Raw genomic sequence first — 23,547 nt, 5'->3', positions numbered from 1 at the left:
GGTTGTGGCGGGACGGGAAATGGACGACGGGGCACCTGCCCGTCGTCGCGGAACTGCCCGGCGATGCGGCACGCGCCCGCCGAAGCGGCGCGGTGCCGGCGCTGCGATGCTCCCGTGCTCACCGTTCCCAGCGCGGTTGCCCCCGTGCTGCGGCGATGTGATCCATTCCAGCACGCCGCACCCGTTCCGGCAATATCGACGACCGTGAGCGCCGTTTCGGCGGGCACGACGACCGCGCGCCCCCGGAGGCGGTGGGGCCGGCGAGGCTGTCGGCCGGCCCCACCGGGCTCACCCGGCGGTCAGCCGTGCGCCGGCTGGGCGGAGGCGACCGCGATCCGGGCCCGGGAATCGGCCCGCCGGTACAGGTGCATCTGCAGCAGCACCCAGCCCAGCGAGACGAGACCGACGACCACGTACGCGATCTGGCTGGCGAAGGTGTCCCAGCAGGCGTGCAACGCCACGGCGGCGACGAACGTCGCCCCGAACACGATCACCCGGCGCGCGCTGGGCGCGGCGGCGAGCGCGAACAGCGCGCCTGCGGTCAGCCCGGTCCAGGACAGGTGGGCGGCGGGGGCGGTCAGCCCGCGCACGAGCAGCGTCTGCTCGACGTCGCCGAGGTTGCCCTGGGACTGGACGAGGGCGGTGAACGCGTACCCCATGGTCTCCAGGGCGGCGAACCCGGCGCCGCTGGCGACGCCGATGACCAGGCCGTTGCTGGCCGAGCGGTGTCGCCACCAGAACAGCAGGATCAGCACGGGGGCGACCAGCTTGGCGGTCTCCTCGATCAGCCCCACGAACAGCATCGGCAGGGCGCCGAGGCTGCGCAGGGTGTCGTACTCCAGCCAGCCGGCGGCGACCACGCCGATGATGCCGCCGAAGAACGCCGCCGCCGCGATCACGGACCCGGGCACCTGCCAGTGGCCCGAGCGACCCTGCGCGAACGTCAGGAACGTCGCGGGGGCGATGGAGGAGCCGAGCATGATGAGCGCCGGAACGAAGTTGATGTTCCGGGTGTCGACGAGCGTCGCCAGCACCAGCATGTACAGGGCTACGCCGAGCACGAGGACGGCTACCCACGCCCACCGGCGTCCGAACTTGGCCATGCCGGGAGTATTCCAAGGTCAGGTCGGGGCCGGAAGGTGCGCCGAGCCATCACTTCCGCGCCGCCGACGGACACGACCGGCCGGTCGGTCGTCAGACGGCCGTACGCGACCACTGCTGGTTGGTGCCGGTGTTGCACGCGTACTGCTTGAGGATCACGCCGTCCGCGGTCGACGCGGCGGGCACGTCCACGCACCTGCCGCTGTGCCGCGCCCGGAGCTGGAAGTAGCTGCCGTTGGCGACCATCTGGAACTGCTGGTTCGTGCCGCTGCCGCAGGTGTACTGGATCAGCTCGGCACCGTCGGCGGTGGATGCGCCCACCACGTCGAGGCACTTCCCGCTGTGCCGGCTGACGATGCGCCAGTAGCCGCCACCGGCGTCCTGGAACTGCCACTGCTGCCACGCGTTGCCGCCGTACGTGTACTGGCCGACGCGCGCGCCGTTGTCGGTGTTCGGCTGCTGGACGTCCATGGCCTTGCCGCTGTGGCGCACGGTGACCCGGTAGTACGTCCCCGTGGCCGGCGGAGGCGTCGTGGGTTCGCTGCCGATGGTGTCGCCCCACCCGTAGCGGACCCGGTCGGCGCCGGAGGGGTTGCGGACGGTGAGGTTGAGGTCGGTGCCGCTGCCGCCGAGCGAGTACATCGAGTACCAGTCGTAGCCGATGCTGCCGGGCTTGCCGCCGAGGGCGGGCCAGTAGGTGCCGCCCATCTGGTTGTCGCGCATGACCTGCGCCATGGCGCGGATGTAGCGGACGAAGTTGTCGGTGCTGTTGGCGTCGGCGTAGTTGCGGCCGTCGTTCATGGGCGCGCCGAACTCGGTGGCGACCGCCCGGGAGGCGCAGTTGCCGAGCCGCGCCTGGATGTGGCTCCGGAAGGCGTCGTAGGTCATCTCGCCGTAGAAGAAGGCGTAGTAGTGGAACGACAGCAGCGTCGCGTTGAAGCGGCTGTCGTTGCAGATGTCCCGCAGGTCCTGGCTGAAGCCGGTGCCGCCGATGAGCACGCGGCCGGGCACCGCCGAGTAGTGGTAGCTGAGCCAGTTGGCGGCGACGTTGCGCCACTCCGTCGAACTGTAGCCGTGCGGCTCGTTCATCGGCTCGAAGTAGACGTTGGGGTTCGAGCCGCGTTGGTCACGGTGGACCACATCGCGTTCCACGCGGTGAGGTTCGTGATCCTGCCGCCGGAGGCGGCGCCGTCCTCCCAGTAGGCAAGGATGACTTTGAAGCCGCGGGCGGCGGCGGCGTCGATGGCGCCTCGGTAGGCCTCCCACCACGCCGTTCCCACCGTGTGGGTGTTGATGGGCAGCCGGATGGTGTTGACCCCCATGGTGGCGGCCATGTCGTCGTAGAGGGCGTTCGCCTTGGCCCGTACCGTCGCATTGCTGTCGGACGAACTCAGGCCCTGAACGACGAGGGGGCCGGTGCTGAAGTTGTCACCCAGCACGGCCCAGTTCATGCCCCGGAACTGACTGGTGGCGGCAACGGCCGGTGTCGACATGACGGCGACGCCGCCGACCATCGCTGCCAGCGCGGTCACCAGCGCGATCAGCAACCGACGTGCCGACCGGCCGCTCCGCGATGGAGCCGATGCATATCCACCGGGCGGCGTGATCCTGGTCGAGAATGGGCCGGCCACGCGTGCCACTCGCCGTGGAACCACGGTCACGACGCCTCCCGGAACGCTGCAGGCAGCATGTTTTCTGGCTGTTAACTCCACGTTGCAGCCCAGTGTTAGCGATCTCATCCGGGGTGTCAAGGCATCGAGACTCCTCGCTCGACCCGGCTCCCGCCACCGCCACCGACGAGCACGAAGGCCCGCCTCGCGCGGGGCGACCGGCCCGCGCCGCCGCAGCGCAGGCCCCGCTGCCGCCGACACAAAAAGTGATCATTCTCAATTGCTTCACCCGCCGACCGCGACCGCGTCGGCGACCCTTGACATTGATCTTCAAAGATGCAATTCCGGGTTTCCGGAAATCGCTTGACCCCTAGGCGCGACTTTCCGAAATGTGTAAAGTGAGCGCACCGCCGGCCAGCCGACGTGTCGGGCCAGCGGCGCGTGTCCCGGAACAGGTCGGGGGAGGGCCACCGCGCACCGGGGCAACTTTTCCGATGACTGCGCGCCAGAGACCGGCTGCGACCACCCGACCGGGCAAGCACCCTCGGGTGCGGGTCGCCTGCGCCCAGAGAGGGCAGCACGCCTCTCGGCCGCCTCCGGCGTGCAGCGGCGAGGCAGAGGAGGCGACAGGCCATGGAGGACTACCCGTTACGCACCCGACGCGGCTTTCTGGGCATGGGGGTGGGACTGCTCGGCGCGGCCGGCCTGGCCGCGTGCGGGGACACCTCGTCGGCGCCCCGCGTGCAGGCCGAGGTCCCGAAGGAACTGATCGACGCTGCGGCAGCGCTGCGGGGCTCCTCGATGGGGATGCTGTCGCAGAAGCTGTACTCGGAGGCGGCGAACGCGGCGCTCGACAGCTCGATCAAGAACTTCGCCGACGCCACCGGCACGAAGATCGGCAACAGCCTGGTGCAGGCCGACGCCGGTGACGCGGTCGCCAAGATCCACGCCGAGGTCGAGGGCGGCGTGGCACGTGACCTCGCGTTCATGACCGACTCGCGGTTCGTCGCACAGTTCCAGGCGCTGGGCGACCTGGAGGACGTGACGGACGTCGTCCAGGCGCTGACGGCGAAGTACGGCGAACCCACCGCCGAGTCCAAGAACTACTGCGTCTTCGACGGCAGATGGTTCGCCATCCCCTACCACTTCATCGGGATCGGGTCGTTCCTGCGCAAGGACTGGATGCAGGACAAGGGCATCTCCCCCAAGGACGTCTACACCTGGGAGGAGCTGCGGGACGTGTGCCTGGCGATCTCCGATCCGGGCAAGCGCAGGTTCGGCTGGGGCATGACCGTGAACCGGTCCGGCGACGCCAACGGCATGATCGAGGCGTTGATCAACTCGTACGGCGGGGCGATCGCCTCCAACGACGGCAGGAAGGTCACGTTCGACTCGCCCGAGACGGTGCAGGCGGTGACCTTCCTCGCCGACATCTACACCAACCCCCGGTTCAAGCCGATGCTGCCGCCGGGCGTGGCCGCCTGGACCGACTCCAGCAACAACGAGAACTGGCTCGCCGGGATCCTCGGCTACACCCGCAACCAGTTCAGCGTCTACGCGGACTCGAAGACGAAGAAGAACCCCGTCTACGCCAACACCCACGTCTTCGCCGACTGCACCGGGCCGGCCACCGACACGTCCCTGCTGCTCGGCCAGTCCCAGAGCTTCGTCGTCTTCAAGGGCGCCAAGAACGCCGCACTCGCCAAGCTCCTGGCGCAGTACCTGATCACCGCGCCCGCGCTGCTCGGGGTGGCGAAGGAGGCACCCGGCCTGGCGCTGCCCGCCTGGGACAAGGTCTGGGACGCCGACCCGTTCTTCACTAGCGGCGACCCGGCGTTCCCTGTCATGCGCAAGATCACCCAGCAGGCGCTGCCGCTGTCCACGAAAAACGGTCTGGACTTCCCGCAGAAGGCCAGCGCGGGCCAGCAGGCCGCCGTCGGGGCCTACGTCCTCACCGACATGATGCAGCAGGTCATCCAGGGCACGCCGCCGGCGCAGGCCGTGCAGGCCGCCCACGCCAAGATGGTGCAGATCTTCACCCAGCAGGGGCTGCCGCAGTGACGTCCACCCGGTCGGCATCGGCCCCGGCGGCGGCAGCGCCCCCGCCGCCGGGGTCCGGCTCCCTCACCGCCACCCAGCGACGGCTGGGCCGCGACTGGCGGCTCGCGGCGCTGTTCCTGGCGCCCACGGCCGTGCTGGTCGGCGGCCTCGTGCTCGTGCCGATCGCCTGGTCCATCGTCACCAGCACCACGGAACGGCATGGGCAGCACAGCGTGTTCGTCGGCCTGGCCAATTACGCCGCCCTGGCCGACGACGAGCAGTTCCGCACGGGCGTGGTGAACTCGTTCGTCTTCACCGCCTACGCCGAGGTGTTCAAGGTGGTGCTGGGGCTGTCGGCCGCCCTGCTGCTGCACCAGCTGCGCCGTGGTCGGGCCGTGCTGGCCGGGCTGCTCCTGCTGCCGTGGGTGGTGCCGACGGTGGTCACCGCGTTCAGTTGGCGCGCGCTGCTCGACCCGATCTTCGGCAGCGTCAACATCCTGCTCACCGACTCGGGGATCGGGCCGCTGCTGGCCAGGGCGCACCTGGTCGAAGCCTGGCCGGCGGGCTGGCTGTCCGAGGCGTCGCTGGCCATGCCGTCGGTGATCGGAGTCAACGTGTGGAAGGGCGTGCCGTTCTTCACCGTCGCGTTCCTCGCGGGGTTGAAGGCCATCCCGGCGGACCTCTACGAGGCGGCGACCGTCGACGGTGCCTCGCCGTGGCAGCGGTTCGCCCACGTGACGCTGCCCGGGCTGCGCCACGTGATCACCGTGACGGTGACCCTGTCGTCGATCTGGACGTTCAACAACTTCGACCTCATCTGGTTGCTGACGCAGGGCGGCCCCGGAAACGCGACGGCACCGTACGTGCTGGTCGCGTACTCGAAGGCGATCCTGCAACTGCAGTACGGCGCGGGGGCGGCGGTCACGCTCGTGATGCTGCCGGTCATCGGCGGCCTGGTGTACGTGCTGGTCCGGCTGTTGCGCCGGGACGCCGGCACGGAGCCGCCCCGCCGGGCCCGCGCGGCGCGGAAGGCCCGTAGCGCGTCGACGGCCCGTACCGCGCGGAAGGCCCTGCCGTGGGCGGTCACCGCGGTGGTCGCCGGCCTGCTGGTCTGGGCGTCGCCACACATCGCCTGGAAGGCGGCGCTGCTCCTCGGCGTGCTCCTACTGGTCGCGGCGGCGGTCGGCCGGGTGGTCTCGGCGCTCGGCGCACGGGGAAGCCGCCGGTCGTCGTCGCTGGTGTCGGGGCTGGCGTCCGGTGCCGCCCTGGCCCTGTTGCTGGTCTTCGTCCTGGCCCCGCTGTACTGGATCGCCGTCACGGCCTTCAAGTCCGAGGGGCAGATCGTCATGCGCGTCCACGACCTGTGGCCGACCCCGTGGACACTGCAGCAGTTCACCGACCTCTTCGCCACCAAGCCCTTCGGCCGCTGGTATCTCAACACGGTTCTGGTGTCCGTGGCGTCCACCGTGGTGGCGCTGGTCTGCGCCGCCCTCGCCGGCTACGCGCTGGCCCGGCTGCGGTTCCGCGGGGCGCAGGGCTTCACCGTCACGGTGCTGATCACCTACGTCATGCCGGGCGCGCTGCTGTTCATCCCGCTCTACCAGCTGCTCATCGGGGCGCGGCTCACCGACTCGTTGTGGTCCCTGGTGGTGACGTACCCGACGTTCACGCTTCCGTTCGCCACCTGGCTGCTGACCGGATACTTCGCGTCGATCCCCGTCGAGTTGGAGGAGGCCGCGCTGGTCGACGGCTGCACCCGCCTCCAGGCGTTCGGCCGGGTGGTGCTGCCCCTGGCTAAACCAGGGCTGCTGGCGGTCGCGCTGTTCACCCTGACCAACGCGTGGAACGAGTTCCTCTTCGCCTTCGTGTTCATCACGAAGGACGAGTACAAGACCCTCCCCGTCGGCATGCAGTCGATGATCACCGGGGACGTGGTCCCGCAGGGGCAGCTCGCGGCGGCGTCGCTGCTCGTCAGCATCCCCGTGGTGATCATGTACGCCTTCGGGCAGCGCTTCCTCACCGAGGGGCTCACGGCGGGCGCGGTGAAGGGCTGACCCGGCATGTCAGCACACCGCCACCGGCTACGGCGCGGGCTCCAGGACGACGACCGGGATCCGGCGGTCGGTCTTCCGCTCGTAGTCGGCGAAGCCCGGATACGCGGCCTTCTGCGCGCTCCAGATCCGCTCCCGCTCCTCCCCGGCGGCGACCCTGGCGACCAGCTCGACCGTCTCCGTGCCGATCTCGGCCCGCACCCGGGGATGGGCGAGCACGTTGTGGTACCAGTCGGGATTCGTGGGCGCGCCGGCCTTGGACGCGAACACGGCGTAGCCGCCGTCCACCTCCTGGTACATCATCGGATTCACGCGGGCCTGGCCGCTCCTGGCGCCGACGGTGTGCAACAGCAGCAGCGGCGCACCGGCGAACTGGCCGCCCACCCGTCCACCGTTGGCGCGGAACTCGGCGATGACCTTCTCGTTCCAGTCGCTCATGACCACTCCTCGCCCCGCCCGCCCCGGTCTCCTGCGCACCATCCTGCCAGCTCCGGCCGGGCACGACCGCGCAACCGGTGCGGGGCGGGGCTCAGATCCTGCTCAGCCGACCACGGCCACCCCGGAACCGGCAGTGCGCCGTCCCGCAATCACGGATTCACATTAATCCGGTAACTGCCGTCAGCCGTCCCGGTTCGACGAGCACCACCGCGGAGGAAGCGGCAGCTCACCACCGTCCATCCTGGACGCCGGCCGACCGGGCGCGACTTAACAATCGTTAGACATCGACCCATGTGGCCTTTCCGTGAACAGGAAGAGAAGAGTATGAGCAGTGTTGACATCGACCATCGCTACTGTTTGAATTACCCCCGTCACAGGGAGAGACGCCCCTGAATTCTCGCGGAACCCGGTCAACCGATCCGCTTCAACGCATTCTCATCCTCGCTGGAGGGGCGATGCCCATGCGCGCGTTCACCGAGCCGGTCGACGCATTCTTCAATGCCGGGCTCGGCGGGTCCGACCCCGGCGTGCAGGAGGCGATCAGCCGGGAGGAGGGCCGCCAGCAGCGCCAACTGGAGCTGCTCGCCCCCAAGAACTACGCCAGCATGGCCACTCGGGAAGCATTTCGATCGATCGTTTCCTTCACCACCATCGAGGGCTACCCGGGCAAGCGGTTCCATGCCGGAATGGACAATCTCGACGTCATCGAGAACCTCGCCCGGGACCGGGCGAAAGAACTGTTCAAATGCCGGTACGCGAATGTCCAGCCACATTCCGGCACCCAGGCCAACCAGGCGGTTTTCTTCGCCCTGCTCCAGCCGGGCGACACCGTCCTCAGCATGTCGCTGGATGCGGGCGGCCACCTCAGCCACGGCCTGCGCTCGAACTTCTCCGGCCGGTATTTCCACGTGGTCAGCTACGGCATCGACCCGCAGAGCGGCCTGATCGACTACGACCAGCTCACCGCACTCGCCCGGGAGCACCGCCCGAAGCTGGTGGTCGTCGGCGGCTCGTCGTACCCGAGGGCCGTCGACTTCGCCCGGATCCGGGCCGTCTGCGACGAGATCGGGGCGTACCTGCTGGCGGACATCGCCCACTTCGCGGGCCTGGTGGCGGCGGGGGTGCACCCCTCCCCCTTCCCCCACACGCACGTGGTGACCAGCACGACCAACAAGAACCTGCGCGGGCCCCGGGGCGGCCTGATCCTCACCGACGACCCCGACCTGGGCCGGCGACTGGACTCGGCGATCTTCCCGGGCGTGCAGGGCGGCCCGCTGCCCGAGTTCATCGCCGCGAAGGCGGTCGCCTTCGGCGAGGCCCTCCGACCGGACTTCCGGGAGTACGCCGAGGCGGTGCTCGCCAACGCCCGCCGGCTCGGCGCGGTCCTCGCCGACCGTGGCTACGACATCGTCACCGGCGGCACGGACACGCCGATCGTCATGGTGGACCTGCGCCGGCACGGCCTCACCGGCAACGTCGCCGAACGCAGCCTGGAGAACGCCGGCATCCCCTGCAACAAGAACCTCGTCCCCGGTGACCCGCACAAGCCGTCGGTCACCTCCGGGCTGCGCTTCGGCACCTCGGCGGTGACCACCCGGGGGCTGCGCGACGCGGAGCTGCGCGTCCTCGCCGGGCTCGTCGCCGACGTCCTCGACGGCCTGGTCAACCAGCCCGAGCACATCGCCAAGATCGAGACCGAGGTCCGGGCCCAGGTCGAGGAGTTGGCCGGCCGGTTCCCCATCCACCAGCACTGACCCACCGGAGAGTGGACCGATGGCACACATTCTCTTCGTCGACTCGAACGTGCCGGGCATCGACGCCATGCGGCGGGCCCTGTCCGCCGGGCACCGGGTCACGTTGATCACCTCGACCGACTACCGGATGTACCCGGACAACGCCGAGACCGCAGCCGTCCTGGCGGCCGTGCACCGCAGCCGCCGGATCGAGATGGCGAGCGACGTCGCGGCGCTCACCGCGACGGTCCGTGCCGTGCTGGCCGAGGAGCCGGTCGACGCGGTCATCACGCAGAACGAGTTCTGCGTGGAGGCCACCGCGCTGATGGCCCGGGAACTCGGCCTGCCGTTCACCGACACCGACGCCGTGGTCACCGCGCGGCACAAGGGACGCACCCGGGAGCGGCTCGCGGCCGCCGGGCTCGCCTCCGCCCGCTACGCGGTCTCGTCCACCGTCTCCGAGGCCGTCGAGGCGGCCGAGGCGATCGGCCTGCCGGTCATCGTGAAGCCGCCGAGCGGCGCCGACAGCATCCTCGCGTTCCGCGCCGACACGCCCGCCGAGGTGGCGGACGCGGCCCGCCGGGTGCTCGACGAGGTCGAGCGGCTCCCCCGGCTGATGCACGACCAGTTCACCCGGGGCGTGCTGGTCGAGCAGTACCTGATCGGGGACCTCGTCTCCGCCGAGCTGGGGGCCGGGAACGGGCGCTTCTACCGGTTCATGCTCTCCGGCCGCCCCCGGGCGATCACCAATGAGTGCGTGGAGATGGGCGCGTTCATGCCCGCGGACGTCACGCCCGCGACCGCCGACCGGTGTTTCGCGTACGCCGAGGAGGTCTGCCGGGCCCTCGGCCTTGACCTGGGGATCTTCCACATCGAGCTGATGGTCACCGCCGACGGGCCGGTCCTGGTCGAGGCGAACCCCCGGCTGATGGGCGGGGTGATGCCCAGCCTCTACCAGCACGTGACCGGGGTGAACATCCACGACAGCCTGCTCCGGATCCACCTGGGCCAGCCGGTCGAGGAGCCGCTGCCGGTGGCGACCTCGTGCGTGACGACCCGGAAGCTGATGCCGTTGCGGGCGGGCCGGCTCGCCGACGAGATCCCGCTGGAGTGGCTCGACCAGTACGACGACCGGGTCATCGCCTTCGACCCGTACCGGTTGACGCCCGGGGCGCAGGTCGCCGAGCTGGAGATCCTGGCGCGCTACCAGGTGCGGGGCGCGGACCTGGCCGAGGCGAGCCGGGAGGCGGACAACCTGCTGGGCCTCTTCGAGAAGAGCGTCGGCGTACCGCTGATCCGGTGACCGGGCACGCCCGAGTGAGGGAAGGCGGCACGATGGAAACCCGCGACAGCCTCCGCACGCTGGCCCGGTCCCGGCCGTTCGTCGCGCTGTGGAGCAGCATGTTCGTCAGCACGATCGGGACCGGCCTGCTGCTCGTCGCGCTCTCGGTGGCGTACTACCAGCGCAGCGGGGAGGCCCTCGCCGCCGGGCTGGTCTTCGCCGCGCAGTTCCTGCCGCTGATCGTGCTGATGCCGATCGCCACCCGCCTCTGTGACCGGCTGCCGACCCGGACCCTCATGGTGCGGCTCGACCTGGTCTCGGTGGTGGTGTCGCTCGGCATCGGGGTCGTCTTCGGGGCCGCCTTCCTCCCGGTCTTCCTGCTCCTCGTCGCCCGGGGCTTCCTGGAGATGACGACGAAGTCCGCCCGGGGGGTGGCCATCAAGACATACCTCCCGGACGAACTGGTGGAGCGGGGCAACACCCTGCTGAACAGCGCGTACTTCCTGGGGTCGACGGCCGGGGGCCTGGTCGGCGGGATGGTGATCGGCCGGGTGCCGGTCGTCGTCGTGGCCGCGCTCGCCTCGGTGGGCTTCGCGGTCTCGGCGGCCTGCTGCCGGGCCCTGCCGCCCGCGCCCGCCCCGGGCAGCGGAGCCGGCGTGGCGTCCGGGGTGTGGCGTCGCTCGCTGGGGGTGCTGCGGCGGGACACGGAGCTGACCCGGGCGTTCAGCTACCTGGTCGCGACCGTGGTGCTCTTCCAGGGGGTCAACCAGATCGCCCGGGTCTGGCTCCCCCTGACCTGGCTCGGCACGCCGGCCAGTGGCGCGGCCTGGCTGGAGGCGGTGAGCGTCTCCGGGATCGTCGCCGGGATGGTCCTGGTGATGGTCGGCCTGCCGGCGCGCTGGCGGCTGCCGGTCCGACTGCTCTTCGCGCTGACCGCCGGACTGATGCTGGTGCCGTTCGCCACGCACCGGACGGCGCCGGCCTTCGCCAGCTACTTCGTCTACACGATGGTCTTCGAGATCGTGTACCTGGTCTCCTTCGGCGTCGTGCTGGCCCGCACCGACCAGGGCGACCTGCCCGCCGTGATGGTCCTCTTCTACGGGGTCGCGTTCTCGGGGATGACCGTCACCGTGATCGCCGTGGGGGCGCTCACCGACCGGTACGGGCTCCCCGCCGTGCTCCTGGCGGTGGCGGTGGCCGCGCTGGCCACCGTGGTCGGGACCGAACGCCGGGCCCGTCGCGCCGCAGACCAGGCGGCGGTGGTCGCGCCGCCGGCCATCCCGCAGGGCGCCCGCCCCTCCTGAAGACGCCCGCCTCTCCCGGACAGGTAGAACGCGATGAACATCCGCTTCGTGAAGCTCCAGAGCGGCACCTCCGACCACCTCGTCGTCAACGCGGTAGACGTACCGGCCCGGCACTGGGCCGGCCTGGCCCGCAACCTGTGCCAGCCCACCCGGGGTGCCGGGGCGGACGTCCTGGTCGGCATGGTCCACACCGGTCAGGGCCGGTTCGACCTCAGCTGCCTGGGCGGCGACGGGGTCACCGTGCCGGCGACCGTCTGGACCGCTGCCGCGGCGGCGGTCGCGATCCGCCGCCGGTACGGCTACCAGGCGGTCCGGCTCCGCGCCGATCACCTGGCCTTCGAGGTCTCGGTGGCGGGGCAGGACGTCCGGGTGCACCCGGGTGGGCACCAGTCGGCCCCGGACCACCCGGACGGCTGGCAGATCAGCGTCCGGTACGTGTTCGACGGGGAGATCGCGCACCACGCCCCCGCCAGCGACCTCTTCGCGGACTGACGCCTCCCCGCCGCCCGGAGCGGCCGGCGCCGGCCTGCCCGGGGAGGGCGGGTCGGCGCCGGCGGCTGATCAGAAGTCGCTGTCGGTGTCGTTCCGGCCCCCGCTGGGGATGTCGTCGATGGTCTTCGACGAACCCCCGGCGTCCCTCCTCGGCAGGCCACCCAGCATCCGGGCGAGCTGCTCGTCGGCCAGTTCCACGCCGTCGGCCGGGATGGTGTCGATCCGCACGGTCTTGCGCCTCATGTCGTACCCCTCTTCACCCTGATGGAGCGTCCGGCTGCTCAGCCGGACGGTTAGCAGTGTGTGCCGCCGGCGCGGCGTACGGACCGGGGTTCTCCCTGGTCTGGGCCCCAGTCCTGGCTGGCGGCCAGCGCCCCGACGACGAATTCCTGCGGAGCACGCATATTTGCGTCTCACGCAACTAGTGCTAGTGTGGCGGCATGACGGGGCTGCGGGAGCGCAAGAAGGCCGAGACGCGGGCGGCGCTCAGCTGGGCGGCGATCCACCTCACCGCCGAACGCGGCTACGACAACGTCCGCGTCGAGGACATCGCCGAGGCTGCCGGCGTTTCCCCGCGCACCTTCAACAACTACTTCTCCAGCAAGGCGGAGGCGATCGCCTGCCGCCACCTCGACCGCAGCCTGCGCACCGCGGCGGCGCTGCGCGAACGCCCCGCCGACGAGCCGCTCTGGGTGGCGCTCACCGCGGCCGCACTGGAACAGTTCACGCCCGGCCCCGAGGTCGAGGCGATGCCGTCCCCCGCCCATGCCCAGTGGGTGGCCGGCGTGCGGACCATGCTCGCCGAGCCCGCGCTGCAGGGCGAGCGGCTGCGCGCCGCCGCGATCGCCGAGGCCGGGCTGGCCGCCGCGGTCGCCGAGCGCACCGGCACCGACCTCGCCACCGACATGTATCCGAGGCTCGTCGCGGCCGCCGCCAGCGCCGCCGTCGGCGTCGCCATGCAGCACTACCTCGACGGCGGCGACCCGCCCACCCCGATCGAGCGCCTCATCACCGACGCCTTCGCCCAGGTCGCCGCCGGCCTCCCGGCGCCGCCCCACTGAAGCCCGGCCCCCGCCCGGGCCACCGTCCCACCCACGCCTCAGTCGCGTCACACCTGCGCGGCGGGCCGGCAGCGCGCCGCACCCGTCGTGGCGATGACGCACACCCTGAAGGGACCACGATCATGATCGACGTCCTCATCGCCGGGGCCGGCCCCAACGGCCTCATGCTCGCCTGCGAACTGGCCCTCGCCGGCGTCCGTCCCGTCGTCCTCGAGCGCCGTCCCACGCCCGGGGGTGAGCCCCGCGCCAACGGCCTCGTCGGCCAGGTCGTCCGCCTGCTCGACCGGCGTGGCCTCTACGCGCGGCTCAGCGGCGAGAGCAGCCCGCCGTCCCCGCAGCCGGCCTTCACCTTCGGTGCGTTCCCGTTGGATCTCACGGTCCTCGCGGACAACCCGCACTACGTGCTCGGCGTACCGCAGGCCCAGCTCGAGGCCGCCCTCGTCGCCCGGGCCGCCGAGCTCGATGTCGACCTGCGCCGCGGCCACGAGGTCGTCGACCTCCACCAACGGCCCGACGCGGTCGAGGTCTGCCTTGCCGACGGTACGCAGCTCACCGCCCGGTTCCTCGTGGGCGCCGACGGTGGCCGCAGCACGGTGCGCCGCCTCGTCGGCATCGACTTTCCCGGCGTCACCGACGACCGGTCGGTCTCCCGTACCGCCACCGTGACCGTCCCCGCGTCCTTCCTCGACCCCGCGACCGGCGGCCTGCAGGTCCCCGGGTACGGCGTCGTGCCGCCGTTCCAGCACACCCGTACCCCGCGCGGCCTGGTCGCCTGGGCCCCGTTCCCCGGCCGCCCGGCGCTCCTGACCACGACGGAGTGGCCCGACGCGCCGACGAGCGACGACGCTCCGATGGAGCTGGCGGAGCTACGCGCCAGCGTCGCCCGGGTGCTCGGCGCGGACCTCCCCGTCGGCGCTCCCGACGGCCCCGGTCTGCTCCGGCGGCTGACCGGCCGCAACACCCGGATCGCCGCCAGCTACCGCGCCGGTCGGGTGCTCCTGGTCGGCGACGCCGCGCACGTGCACCCCGCCATCGGCGGTCCCGGCCTCAACCTGGGCCTGCAGGATGCCGTCAACCTGGGTTGGAAGCTCGCCGCCACGGTGCGCGGCTGGGCACCGCCGGGCCTGCTCGACACCTACGAGACCGAGCGCCGACCCGTCGCCGAACGGGTCGTCATGTCCACCCAGGCGCAGTCGGCGCTCATCGGCCCCGGCGACGAGATCACCGGCCTGCGGCAGCTCTTCGCCGAACTGCTCCGCCTGCCGGAGGTGACTGGGCACATCGCGGGGTTGATGTCCGGCGCGGACGTCCGCTACCCCGCCGACCCCGCCGACCCGTTGGCCGGCCGCAGCGCCCCCGACGTGGTCGTGCACGGCGACCACGGGCCGACGCGGCTCGCCGAGCTGACCCGCACCGCTCGGCCGCTGCTGCTGGACTCCACGGGGACCTACGCGGAGACCGCCGCCGGGTGGCGCGACCGGGTCGACGTGGTCACCGGCCCGCTGGAGGGCACGACCGCCACCGCCCTGCTCGTACGCCCCGACTGCTTCGTCGCCTGGTCCGCCGGCGACGCCGACACGCTGCGCGCCTCGCTCACCCGGCACTTCGGCCCTCCCTCAGCGTGACGGCGCAGGAGTCAGCCGGCGGCTCCGGACGACGACGTCACGACCGCTCCCGCTGCGTCAGCTCCCGCCTGCGACGCAGCAGCGCGGCACGTCGGCGGTGCGCCCGCACGGCCAGCACCAGCGCCACCGCGACGAACAGGCCCCCGGACGCCAGCGCAAACCCCAGGCCGGCACCGCTGCGGGCCGCCGCGACGGCCGCGATCGCGGTGGTGACGACGGAGGCGGCCAGGGCTATCCAGGCGGCGACCACCTGTTCGGTGGCGAACAGCGGCACCCTGCGGGTCAGCAGCCAGCCCCCGTAGCAGGCCCAGGCCAGGCAGAACACGGTGAACAGCGCGAACGACAGGTGGGTGCGGCCCGGTAGCGGACCCGGCTCGCTCCCCCACAGCGAGGTCACGAACACCGCGCCGGCCAGTCCGGCCAGCAACGCCGTCACCGCGCGGACGCGCGTTCTCCGTGCCAGCGTCGTGTCGAGATGGTCGAGCATCTCCCGCGCCGACAGGCGTGGCTCGTCGGTCATGACCGGTACCCCTTCCCGTCCAGGTGTTCCCGCAACAGGCGACGCGCCCGGTTCAGCCTCGACTTGACCGTGCCGACCGGAACCTGGCAGATCTGCGCGCAGTCCTGCACCGACAGGTCCTCCAGGTAGTGCAGGACGAGGATCTCCCGCTCCACCACCGGCAGGCCCGTGAGCGCGTCGACGAGTTCCGCGCGGGCCGCCACAGCCTCGCCCGGATCCTCGGCGACGCTGTCGTGGTGAAGCAGCGTCGCCTGCTCTCTGGCGTACTCCGTGCGCAGGCGGTCGACCACCGAGCGTCGGGCGATGGCGAACAGCCAGGGTGTGAACCGGGCGGGTTCCCGCAGTCGTGGCAAACCACGGACGACGGCCAGCCAGATCTCCTGGCTGACGTCGTCGGCCCGGTCGGCGCCCAGCATGCGCTGGACGTATCGCCACACCGGCAAGCGCCATCGGGCCACCACCTCGGCCAACGCCGCCCGCTCGCCAAGCTGGGCGCGCACCACCAGCAGCTCATCGGTCATCTCGTCCTCCTGTCACCAGGAACAGTCGGGCGAACGGCCGATCAGGTTCACGGCCCACCCACCCGCAGCGGCAGGGCCGTGGCGGGTGCCGGCCCCCGTCGGTCGACCGCGGAGCCGGGCGGTGGGCCTCGGAAAGGACGGAGTGCTAGACGTACGCCTGCTGGAACGCGCGGCAGAAGTCCTCCTCGGTCACCATTCCCTTGCCGCCTCCGCCGACGGAATAGCCCTGCCGCGACAGGGTCTGGATCGGATCGAGCACCTCTCTGATGAAGTGCCGGGTCCACTCGCTGACGTCCTGCCTGTCGTGCAGGGAGAGTGGGGCCAGGATGGCCAGGCTTCCGCCGGGCCACCTGAGGGCGCCCCAGAGGACGCGGTAGAGACCCACGCGGCTCATGATCAGGCCATCGGTTCTGACCTCGTGGTCCTCGGCGAGGCGGGGGGCCACCGTCACCACGTCGCCGACGATCCGGTCGAGATCGCCGGAGCCCTGCACGGTGATCACGAGGCCCACCGCCTCGACGATCCTGTACAGGGTCTCCACGGGCGTGCCTTTGGCCTGGTGCGCCAGCTCGAGTGGGAACATGGGGTGAGCCACCTCCGTGGTCTGGTCGGATTGCGTACCCGTGCTGTCTCGGTCGTGGGTCATTCCTGTTGCGGGCGGCGGTTCAGCAGCGCAACCAGCGACACCGCCCCCCTGCGCAGGGGCAGCGTCGCCGACCCGGCGACGGCGATGATCTCCTCGGCGCGCGCGACGGCGTCGGCCAGAGTGGGGGGCCAGCCGCAGTCGATCCACGGCGGCGCGTCGCAGGGAGCCTCGTCGGCGGCCGACGACGGCGCCCAGGGCATGACCGGTCCGGCGGAGAGGGTCATCGACGGCAGCGGCTCCACGAACGGGGCGTCCCGGTCGGCCTCTGCCGGAAGCGCCGGAGACAGTGGGGTCGGCCCGACGCGGCGCAGCGTGCCGGCTATGCGCAGCGACTCGAGCAACTCGGCGAACTGGCGGTCGCGGCCACTGAGGCGAGCGGACTCCAGGACCTCGTCGTTGGCGTGGTCGAGGGCGGCGCGCCAGGCCGCCCGCTCGCTGACGTGCGCGAGCCGCCACGACATCGACTGCATCGCCGCCCACGCGCCGGCCAGCAGATCGAACCTCTGGCCGCTGTCACCCGGATGGGTCAGCCCCTCGTTGAACACGGCCTGGGCGTAGGCCAGCCACTGCCCCGTCCTGCGGTAGTGCTCCTGTGCCTGCCGAAAGTTCGACCGGGCTCCGCTCACGTCGCCCCGGTGCCGGGCGACGGTCCCCAGGCCGAGCCTGGCGTCGGCCGCCTCGTGCTCGTTGCCCACCGTGTGGAAGTGCTCCAGCGCGAGGCCGTACCTGAGCTGCGCCTCCGGCAGGTCGCCCGCGCGGAACGCGACGAGACCCAGGTTGTGGTTGGCGCGGGCGGCCCGCTCCGCCGACGGTTCGCCGGTCTGCCAGTGCCGCAGTGCGGAGAGCAGGTGGGCGCGGGCACGTTCGAAGGACTTGACCCCGGCCAGCGCCAGCCCGGTGTTCTGGTCGAGTTCGGCGAGCTTGCCGCCCAGTTCGCTCTCGTCGCACGTCTCCTGGTACAGGGCACCTGCCTGGTCCAGGTGTTCGAGGGCGAGGTGCGGGCGGCCGAGTTCGATCAGAACGGCACCCAGGTTCACCAGCGTGTCCGCCGCGTGGCGGCGGAAGCCACCCCTGAGCAGGGCTTCGGCGGCCGCCCGGTACTGCTCCGCGGCTACGTCGAGCTCACCGCGCTGGAAGGACACGTTGCCCAGGTTCTGCCCGACGACGGCCGTCTGCCGATCGAGGCCGAGGTCCCGGTACAGAGGCAGTGCCGTCCGGTACCGGTCGGCGGCCTCCTCCAGGTCTCCCAGGAAGTAGGCGGTGTTCCCGACGTTGGTCGTGGCGTCGGCGACGCCCTTCGGGTCGCCGCAGGCGGTGAAGGCGGCGAGGGCGACAAGATAGTGCTCGCGCGCCTCCTGCCAGTCGGCGCGGCCGAACGCCGCCACGCCCGCCGCCAGGCTGCTCTTCGCCACCTCGGCGGGGTCGCCGGCCGGCGGCTCCGGGGGGACGTCGCGACGTGGCGCCTCGGGCACCGGCCGCCGCACGACGGGCTGGTCGAGTCCTGGGATCGTGCTGACCGCGGCGTCAGGAACGTCGTAGGCCACCAGGGCCGACCACACCAACGGTGCGTGCAGGCGGCGGGCGGCGTCGCTGCTCGCGGAGCGCCAGCAGTCGAGCCGGTCACGTTGCCACGCGCCGACGGCCCCGACGGGATCGGTCGCGCCCAGTGCCGCGTCGACGGCCAGCGCGAGCGCGGTCGTGGCCGAGCCGATCGGCGCCCCGCCGGCCACCACGCGCTCCGAACCGTCGCTCGGCAGGCTCCACCGCGTGGCGATCACGGTACGCGCGCCCGCGTTCAACGCCGCGAGGGTGAGGCCGATCTGCTCGGCGTAACCGGCGTCGTCGGACTGGCAGGCGACGAAGCCCACCCGGCGAGGGGCAGGCCACCGAGTGGGTTCCCTGAGCCACCGCCCGGCGGTGAGCCGCGAGTCCCCAATCTCCACGTCGACGGCCAGCTCCAGGCCCGCCGAGGTCGGCATCGCCGGGTCCGTGGCGGAGGCGTGGCCGACGAACACCAGGCGGGCCCACTCCTCCGCTTGGAGGGTCGCGGCCAGTTCCGTGGGCGAGCAGCCCATGGTCGCACCCGCGCCGAGCAGCGCGTCGTCGTCGCCACTGCGGCTGCGCCACGCCTCGGGCACCCCGTCGGGGTAGATGCGTCCGCCCCCGGCTCGGCTCCCGGCCGCCGTGGGATCGACGACTCGCACGGCCCGGCCGCCGCCGGCCCAGGGCGGTGCCGGCCTGGCCAGGTCGACCAGCAGGGCCGGGCTCACTCCACCGAGGACGCTGGCGCGCTCGACGAGCCGGACGTCGTGGTCGTCGTCGATGACGAGAAGCTCCCACGGCACGCTCGACAGGCCGGGACCAGGAGCTACGACGAGCGTCGTGTCGTCCGCGTGCGACGTCCTGAGCCGATCTCGCAGCTCCTGTGGCAGCAGGATGCCGCCCAGCTCGCGGCACAACGTGAGGTTGCCGGCCGGATCGACCATCGCACCGGTCCAGGCGCGTCGGGCGGCGGCGTTGAAGAGGGCGACCTTTTCACGGGAGAGTTCGATACGGCTCGCGATGGCGGACGCCACCGATGCGTCGTCGTCGCCCCGGGGAACCGCGTCCCTGATGCGGCGGTCGAGGTCGGCGAGCGTCGCCCGTTCCGTTGCGACGAGGTCCGGAAGCGAAGCCGCCAGGGCGGCCAGGGGCTCGGTCAGCCGGACGAGGTCGATCGAGCCCACGGCCAGGGGATCGGCACTGCCGGACGGGCGCACGTCCGCGCTGAGCCACCAGTGGGCGTGCTTGGCGGTCTGCCAGAAACCGAGCCACCACACGCGTCCGGATCCGGGGTAACCCTCCACACGGTCCTCCTACGATCACGGTGCGCGGGTCTGCCAGCATGTCCGCATGACGCAACTGATCGTTCCGCTGGACGACGGTTCCTCCCTGGTGCTGAATGGAGTTGCCGGAGACGAACTGTCGGACGCGGCCCACACCCTCGGCGTCGCCGACTTTCTCCGCGACGCCGTTCTGGCCGGTGTGGCCGGGAACTTCACCTACGACGTGCTGAAGGCCGTGGCGCTTGAGCTGCGCGCACGCGGAATCCTGGTGAAGCAACCCCCGGTGAGCGCTGCCAGCATCGCCTCGGCGATAACGGCCCACCTCACCTCGGTCGGATATCGGACGATCGAGATCCTGCAGGTCGTACAACTGGTGGACAGGTCGTGGTCCGCGGAGGGAACTGCCGATCAGCGGCCGTTCGCGGTTCGCACCGACCCCGAGGGGCAGGTCATGCAGATGCAGGTGCGGTAACGGCCTGTCAGCCGTTGCCGCAATGCGGGCACTTGCGCACTCGATCCGACTTGGGCTGCCCGCAGTAGGCGCATTCCACCGTTTCCGAGATCATGGTGTTCCTCCCGACGCCGCATGAACCGAGGTCACCGCTTCGACACCGAACGCTACACGCCTGCGGCGCGGCGACCATCGATCGAAGGGACAGCCAGACGGTCCGCTTACTGTATGGCGCGCGGCAGATCTGGAAGGCGCCCTCCGGCCACCCTGCGCCAGCCCGGGCCGACGACGTCCGACCACACCCCTGGCGAGGCACCCGCGACCTCGCGCCGGCAACAGCCTCGGTCGAGGGCCCGGAAGAACCCTGATACATCAGACCAGCACTCTTCTCACCCCACGCTCAAAAAGACTGATCTCGATGGGATCGGCGAATTCGTCCGTGGAATCAGATCGAATATCCGTTGTACGCTCCCCCAAAATCTTCCGGGCCATTCGATCGGCACGTCGCGCGGCTGCCGGAATGGCCGGAACAAAGGAGGCTGGGAGATGGGAATCCACCGTCACGCGATCTTCGCCCGAGGGCGTCGCGCCGGAACCGCCGTCACGGCCACGCTCGCCACCGCGACCATGCTCCTCACCATGGCCGCCGGACCGGCCACCGCGGCACCCATCGCCGAAGCGCCGTCCGGGACGGCCGGCGAGATCCTCGGCGTCGGCGCCGCCGCCCGCGTGCCCGGCAGCTACGTGGTCTCCCTGAAGGAAGGTGGGGGCTCCGTCGACGATCGACACGCGGGCGTGGCCCGCCTCGCCGACCGGTACGGCTTCCGCCCGGACCAGGTCTGGCGCGACGCGCTGAACGGCTTCTCCGTGCGGACCTCGGAGCTGGTGGCCCGCCGGCTGGCCGCCGACCCGGCGGTGGCGGCCGTGGAGCAGGACCGGTTGACCAGCCTGGCCACCACCCAGACGAACGCGCCGTGGAACCTCGACCGGGTCGACGCATCGCTGGGGCTCAGCGGCACCTACAACTTCACCAGCGTCGGGACCGGCGTCCGGGCGTACATCGTGGACAGCGGGATCCAGATCAGCCATGCCGACTTCGGCGGCCAGGCGGTATACGGCTACGACGCCGTCGACGGCACGCTTCCGGCGAACGACTGCAGCGGGCACGGCACCCACGCCGCCGGCACCGTCGGCGGGACGACCTTCGGGGCGGCCAAGAACGTCGTGCTGGTCGCGGTCAAGGTGTTCGACTGCGCCCTGCCGAGCACGCTGTCGATGCTTATCAACGGGATCAACTGGATGATCGCCAACCACCCCGCCGGGCAGCCGGCTGTGGCGAACATCGGCGTGTTGACCAGCCCCACCGTCGCGCTCGACGCCGCCGTGACGAACGCGGTCGCCGACGGCATCACGGTGACGGTCCCCGCCGGCAACTCGAACGTGAGCGCCTGCACCGTCTCACCCGCGTCGGTGCCGACCGCGCTGACCGTGGGCGCGACGCTGATGAACGACAACCGGGCAAGCTGGTCGAACTTCGGCCCCTGCCTGGACATCTTCGCTCCCGGCGAGCGCATCACGTCGGCCTGGTGGAGCTCGACGACCGCGACCCAGACGATCAGCGGCACCTCGCACGCGGCGCCGCTCGTTGCCGGCGTTGCCGCCCGGGTGCTCAGCAACAACCCGACCTGGACGCCGGCCCAGGTGGCCAGCTACCTGTTCGGCGTCGCCAGCCCGGTCGTGATCAACCCGGGGGCCGGCTCACCCAACCGCCTCCTGTACCTGTCCCCGGCGCTCTGACCCGCACGGCTGCCGCGCCGACCAGGTCGATGGCGGGTGGCAGGGGCACGCGAGCGACCGCTCCGGGCCTCAGCGCCGCGACCGCGCGGGCCGGGCGTCGTTGACGCCCGGCCCGTCGGCTCACGGCCTGCTCAGCTCGCCGCGCAGGACAAGGACGGTACGCCGTTGGTGCCGCTCGACGACCCCAGGAAGCCGAAGGTCGTGCTGCCGCCGGCACTGAGCGAACCGTTGTAGCTGACGTTGCGGGCGGTGACCGTCGAGCCGCTGGTGGTCAGCATCGCGCTCCACGCCTGCGACACCTGCTGCCCGTTCGCGAACGTCCAGGTCACCGTCCAACCGCTGATCGCCGAACTGCCCGCGGTCACCCGGACCTCGGCCTGGAAGCCACCCTGCCACTCACCGGTCAGGGTGTACGACGCCGAGCAGGACCGCCCGCCCGACGGCGGCGGGGTCGTCGGGGGCGCGGTGGTCGGCGGCGGGGTGGTCGGCGGGGCGGTGGTCGGCGGCGTGGTCGGGGTGGTGCTGCCGACGGCGCTCATGATGGCGTCGATGATGCCCTGCTGGGTGACCGTGGCGCTGCTGCGGTTGAACAGCCCGAACCCGTACGCCCCGTTGTAACCGTTGTCCCAGTAGGCGGTGGCCGCACCGTACTTCTTGGCGCTGGACACCAGGGTGCGCGCGTAGTCCGCGCGGTACCTGTTGTTCGTCGAGTCGGCCGACGTCTTGTCGACCGAACCGTACTCACCGACGAACACGGGGTAGCCACGCGAGACGAAGGTGTCACGCACCTTCTTCAGTTGCCCGTCCATGAAGTCCTGCTGTCCCCAGGTCGACTTCCGTGCCGGGTTGGTGGCGGCCGGCCCCCACTGCGTGATGGTGCCGTTCTCCTCACCGGCGAAGTCCCAGGGGTCGTAGTAGTGCACGGAGATCATGAGCCGCTGTTCGTTGGCCGGGATGGACGACGAGCGGTTCTGGTCCGTCGGCAGCACGAAGCCGTAGTTGCCCACGGTGTAGTCGATGTTGGTGTTCCAGCCGGGGACGAGCAGCCAGCGCGAGGTGTTGTTCCCGCCGGTCCGCCGGACCGTGTCCACGAAGATCTGGTTGTAGGCGTTGATGTTCGAGTAGCACGGCTGGGTGGGATTGCCGTACTGTCCGTCGAACTCCTCGTTCATGGATTCGAGGATGAGGCGTTCGCTGTAGCTCTGGAACCTGGTCGCGACCTGCTGCCAGACCTTCTGGTACTTGTCCCTGATCGTCGTCTGGTTCGACGAGTCGCAGATCAACCAGGAGCCGGTGACGGTCTTGTAGCCGTCGCCGTGCATGTTGATCAGCACGTACAGACCGCGACCGTAGGCGTAGTCGACGATTTCCTGGATCCGATTCAGCCAGGCGGCGTTGATCGTGTAGTTCGGGGCGGACCCGATGTTTCCCAGATAGGAGACCGGGATGCGGATCGTCTTGAATCCCGCCGCCTTCACCCGGTCGATGAAGGCCTGCGTCACTACCGGGTTGCCCCATGCCGTCTCGCTGGGGATCCCGTTGACGTTGGCCTCCAGGGCGTTCCCCAGATTCCAGCCCGCCCCCATGTTCGCGACGAGCTGGGTGGCGTTCAGCTGGGCCATGCTGTCGGCCGACGCGGCACTCGGCAGCACGGCTGTGGTTCCGGCCAGCGCCAGTACGCCGGACAGTAAGGCGAACTGAACCTTCCTGAGTGTGGGTTTCACAAGCATCTCCCGTCTTCGAACCAACCGTCACGCTGGGTTGTCGAAGCGATTCGACGATATTTCGACTGCCTGCGTTGGCAGTCGATGGCCGCCAAAGAATAGATGCACATGCATGAATGGGGCAAGGTTGCGGCCGGCGCGTCCGGTCGAGGACCACCCGCGTGCCACCCCCCGCCCAGCGTCGGGCCACGGGATGGACCGCCACCGAGCGCGACGCACGCAGCGCGCCGCCGCCAACGCGAACACGGTGCGGAGCCGCAGGATCGCCGTCCGGGCACGCCACTCGGGCCCCACCACCGGCGAGACGGAAACTTTCCCGGTTCTGC

20 protein-coding genes are annotated in these 23,547 nt (G+C 71.1%); 10 read left to right on the top strand and 10 right to left on the bottom strand.

What is annotated here, in order from left to right:
- Nucleotides 1-299 precede the first annotated feature (299 nt).
- The 3 genes from LPA42_RS07220 to LPA42_RS07210 form a co-directional block, all read right to left on the bottom strand.
- Complete coding sequence (locus tag LPA42_RS07220; protein WP_077935153.1) at nucleotides 300-1,103, bottom strand: PrsW family intramembrane metalloprotease; 804 nt, start codon at nucleotides 1,101-1,103, stop codon at nucleotides 300-302.
- A 91-nt stretch (nucleotides 1,104-1,194) separates the two neighbouring features.
- Nucleotides 1,195-2,253, bottom strand: a complete 1,059-nt coding sequence (locus tag LPA42_RS07215; RefSeq protein WP_228986433.1) for an RICIN domain-containing protein — start codon at nucleotides 2,251-2,253, stop codon at nucleotides 1,195-1,197.
- The gene (locus LPA42_RS07210) at nucleotides 2,187-2,648 is read right to left on the bottom strand and encodes a hypothetical protein (RefSeq protein ID WP_228986432.1); all 462 of its coding nucleotides are present in this window, start codon (nucleotides 2,646-2,648) and stop codon (nucleotides 2,187-2,189) included. The genes LPA42_RS07215 and LPA42_RS07210 overlap by 67 nt, the downstream gene beginning before the upstream one ends.
- A 696-nt stretch (nucleotides 2,649-3,344) precedes the next feature.
- Here LPA42_RS07210 and LPA42_RS07205 point away from each other — a divergent pair.
- Both LPA42_RS07205 and LPA42_RS07200 read left to right on the top strand, forming a co-directional pair.
- Nucleotides 3,345-4,772: an extracellular solute-binding protein gene (locus LPA42_RS07205; protein ID WP_077935154.1), complete on the top strand. Its 1,428-nt coding sequence runs from the start codon at nucleotides 3,345-3,347 to the stop codon at nucleotides 4,770-4,772.
- Nucleotides 4,769-6,805, top strand: coding sequence for an ABC transporter permease subunit (locus tag LPA42_RS07200; RefSeq protein WP_077935155.1), 2,037 nt, complete (start codon nucleotides 4,769-4,771; stop codon nucleotides 6,803-6,805). The genes LPA42_RS07205 and LPA42_RS07200 overlap by 4 nt, the downstream gene beginning before the upstream one ends.
- 27 nt (nucleotides 6,806-6,832) lie before the next feature.
- Here LPA42_RS07200 and LPA42_RS07195 read toward each other — a convergent pair whose 3' ends face one another.
- Nucleotides 6,833-7,240, bottom strand: coding sequence for a nitroreductase family deazaflavin-dependent oxidoreductase (locus LPA42_RS07195; RefSeq protein WP_077935156.1), 408 nt, complete (start codon nucleotides 7,238-7,240; stop codon nucleotides 6,833-6,835).
- Between the two features lie 455 nt (nucleotides 7,241-7,695).
- On the opposite strand from LPA42_RS07195, the gene glyA reads away from it, so the two are divergent.
- Genes glyA through LPA42_RS07175 form a run of 4 tightly spaced genes read left to right on the top strand, consistent with a single transcriptional unit; the run spans nucleotide 7,696 to nucleotide 12,051 of the window.
- Nucleotides 7,696-8,994, top strand: coding sequence for a serine hydroxymethyltransferase (glyA, locus tag LPA42_RS07190; RefSeq protein WP_077935157.1), 1,299 nt, complete (start codon nucleotides 7,696-7,698; stop codon nucleotides 8,992-8,994).
- Between the two features lie 19 nt (nucleotides 8,995-9,013).
- Nucleotides 9,014-10,276: an ATP-grasp domain-containing protein gene (locus tag LPA42_RS07185; protein ID WP_077935158.1), complete on the top strand. Its 1,263-nt coding sequence runs from the start codon at nucleotides 9,014-9,016 to the stop codon at nucleotides 10,274-10,276.
- Between the two features lie 32 nt (nucleotides 10,277-10,308).
- Nucleotides 10,309-11,559, top strand: coding sequence for an MFS transporter (locus LPA42_RS07180; RefSeq protein WP_077935159.1), 1,251 nt, complete (start codon nucleotides 10,309-10,311; stop codon nucleotides 11,557-11,559).
- Nucleotides 11,560-11,592: 33 nt separating this feature from the next.
- Entirely contained in the window at nucleotides 11,593-12,051 is a 459-nt protein-coding gene (locus tag LPA42_RS07175; protein WP_043960794.1) for a hypothetical protein, read from the top strand.
- 69 nt (nucleotides 12,052-12,120) lie between these two features.
- Here the strand turns inward: LPA42_RS07175 and LPA42_RS07170 are convergent, their stop codons facing one another.
- Nucleotides 12,121-12,294, bottom strand: a complete 174-nt coding sequence (locus tag LPA42_RS07170) for a putative ATP-grasp target RiPP (protein WP_077935160.1) — start codon at nucleotides 12,292-12,294, stop codon at nucleotides 12,121-12,123.
- 197 nt (nucleotides 12,295-12,491) lie between these two features.
- Here LPA42_RS07170 and LPA42_RS07165 point away from each other — a divergent pair, with 197 nt between their 5' ends.
- Together LPA42_RS07165 and LPA42_RS07160 are read left to right on the top strand one after the other, a co-directional pair.
- Nucleotides 12,492-13,112, top strand: a complete 621-nt coding sequence (locus LPA42_RS07165; protein ID WP_077935161.1) for a TetR family transcriptional regulator — start codon at nucleotides 12,492-12,494, stop codon at nucleotides 13,110-13,112.
- A 122-nt stretch (nucleotides 13,113-13,234) separates the two neighbouring features.
- Entirely contained in the window at nucleotides 13,235-14,737 is a 1,503-nt protein-coding gene (locus LPA42_RS07160; RefSeq protein WP_077935162.1) for an FAD-dependent monooxygenase, read from the top strand.
- Between the two features lie 37 nt (nucleotides 14,738-14,774).
- Here the strand turns inward: LPA42_RS07160 and LPA42_RS07155 are convergent, their stop codons facing one another.
- From LPA42_RS07155 to LPA42_RS07140, 4 genes are all read right to left on the bottom strand, one after another.
- Nucleotides 14,775-15,257 (bottom strand): hypothetical protein, encoded by a 483-nt coding sequence (locus tag LPA42_RS07155; RefSeq protein WP_077935163.1) that lies wholly within the window; start codon nucleotides 15,255-15,257, stop codon nucleotides 14,775-14,777.
- The gene (locus tag LPA42_RS07150; RefSeq protein ID WP_077935164.1) at nucleotides 15,254-15,778 is read right to left on the bottom strand and encodes an RNA polymerase sigma factor; all 525 of its coding nucleotides are present in this window, start codon (nucleotides 15,776-15,778) and stop codon (nucleotides 15,254-15,256) included. The genes LPA42_RS07155 and LPA42_RS07150 overlap by 4 nt, the downstream gene beginning before the upstream one ends.
- Nucleotides 15,779-15,923: 145 nt before the next feature.
- Nucleotides 15,924-16,361, bottom strand: a complete 438-nt coding sequence (locus LPA42_RS07145) for a hypothetical protein (RefSeq protein WP_077935168.1) — start codon at nucleotides 16,359-16,361, stop codon at nucleotides 15,924-15,926.
- Between the two features lie 59 nt (nucleotides 16,362-16,420).
- Nucleotides 16,421-19,270, bottom strand: coding sequence for a tetratricopeptide repeat protein (locus LPA42_RS07140; RefSeq protein WP_228986431.1), 2,850 nt, complete (start codon nucleotides 19,268-19,270; stop codon nucleotides 16,421-16,423).
- A 46-nt stretch (nucleotides 19,271-19,316) separates the two neighbouring features.
- Between LPA42_RS07140 and LPA42_RS07135 the strand changes: the two genes are divergently transcribed.
- The gene (locus LPA42_RS07135) at nucleotides 19,317-19,721 is read left to right on the top strand and encodes a hypothetical protein (protein WP_077935166.1); all 405 of its coding nucleotides are present in this window, start codon (nucleotides 19,317-19,319) and stop codon (nucleotides 19,719-19,721) included.
- A gap of 525 nt (nucleotides 19,722-20,246) precedes the next feature.
- Nucleotides 20,247-21,497 (top strand): S8 family peptidase, encoded by a 1,251-nt coding sequence (locus LPA42_RS07130; protein WP_077935167.1) that lies wholly within the window; start codon nucleotides 20,247-20,249, stop codon nucleotides 21,495-21,497.
- 131 nt (nucleotides 21,498-21,628) lie between these two features.
- Here the strand turns inward: LPA42_RS07130 and LPA42_RS07125 are convergent, their stop codons facing one another.
- Nucleotides 21,629-23,119 (bottom strand): cellulase family glycosylhydrolase, encoded by a 1,491-nt coding sequence (locus LPA42_RS07125; RefSeq protein WP_228986430.1) that lies wholly within the window; start codon nucleotides 23,117-23,119, stop codon nucleotides 21,629-21,631.
- Between the last annotated feature and the right edge of the window lie 428 nt (nucleotides 23,120-23,547).

The sequence above is a fragment of the Micromonospora sp. DH13 genome (assembly GCF_020873825.1).
Taxonomy (GTDB): Bacteria; Actinomycetota; Actinomycetes; order Mycobacteriales; family Micromonosporaceae; genus Micromonospora; species Micromonospora haikouensis.
This window is presented reverse-complemented; position numbering and strand designations above follow the sequence as displayed.

Coding starts and splice junctions, on each gene's coding strand:
- LPA42_RS07220 (WP_077935153.1), bottom strand. CDS start 1,103: ATGGCCAAGTTCGGACGCCGGTGGGCGTGGGTAGCCGTCCTCGTGCTC.
- LPA42_RS07205 (WP_077935154.1), top strand. CDS start 3,345: ATGGAGGACTACCCGTTACGCACCCGACGCGGCTTTCTGGGCATGGGG.
- LPA42_RS07195 (WP_077935156.1), bottom strand. CDS start 7,240: ATGAGCGACTGGAACGAGAAGGTCATCGCCGAGTTCCGCGCCAACGGT.
- glyA (WP_077935157.1), top strand. CDS start 7,696: ATGCCCATGCGCGCGTTCACCGAGCCGGTCGACGCATTCTTCAATGCC.
- LPA42_RS07185 (WP_077935158.1), top strand. CDS start 9,014: ATGGCACACATTCTCTTCGTCGACTCGAACGTGCCGGGCATCGACGCC.
- LPA42_RS07180 (WP_077935159.1), top strand. CDS start 10,309: ATGGAAACCCGCGACAGCCTCCGCACGCTGGCCCGGTCCCGGCCGTTC.
- LPA42_RS07175 (WP_043960794.1), top strand. CDS start 11,593: ATGAACATCCGCTTCGTGAAGCTCCAGAGCGGCACCTCCGACCACCTC.
- LPA42_RS07170 (WP_077935160.1), bottom strand. CDS start 12,294: ATGAGGCGCAAGACCGTGCGGATCGACACCATCCCGGCCGACGGCGTG.
- LPA42_RS07165 (WP_077935161.1), top strand. CDS start 12,492: ATGACGGGGCTGCGGGAGCGCAAGAAGGCCGAGACGCGGGCGGCGCTC.
- LPA42_RS07160 (WP_077935162.1), top strand. CDS start 13,235: ATGATCGACGTCCTCATCGCCGGGGCCGGCCCCAACGGCCTCATGCTC.
- LPA42_RS07155 (WP_077935163.1), bottom strand. CDS start 15,257: ATGACCGACGAGCCACGCCTGTCGGCGCGGGAGATGCTCGACCATCTC.
- LPA42_RS07150 (WP_077935164.1), bottom strand. CDS start 15,778: ATGACCGATGAGCTGCTGGTGGTGCGCGCCCAGCTTGGCGAGCGGGCG.
- LPA42_RS07145 (WP_077935168.1), bottom strand. CDS start 16,361: ATGTTCCCACTCGAGCTGGCGCACCAGGCCAAAGGCACGCCCGTGGAG.
- LPA42_RS07135 (WP_077935166.1), top strand. CDS start 19,317: ATGACGCAACTGATCGTTCCGCTGGACGACGGTTCCTCCCTGGTGCTG.
- LPA42_RS07130 (WP_077935167.1), top strand. CDS start 20,247: ATGGGAATCCACCGTCACGCGATCTTCGCCCGAGGGCGTCGCGCCGGA.
- LPA42_RS07125 (WP_228986430.1), bottom strand. CDS start 23,119: ATGGCCCAGCTGAACGCCACCCAGCTCGTCGCGAACATGGGGGCGGGC.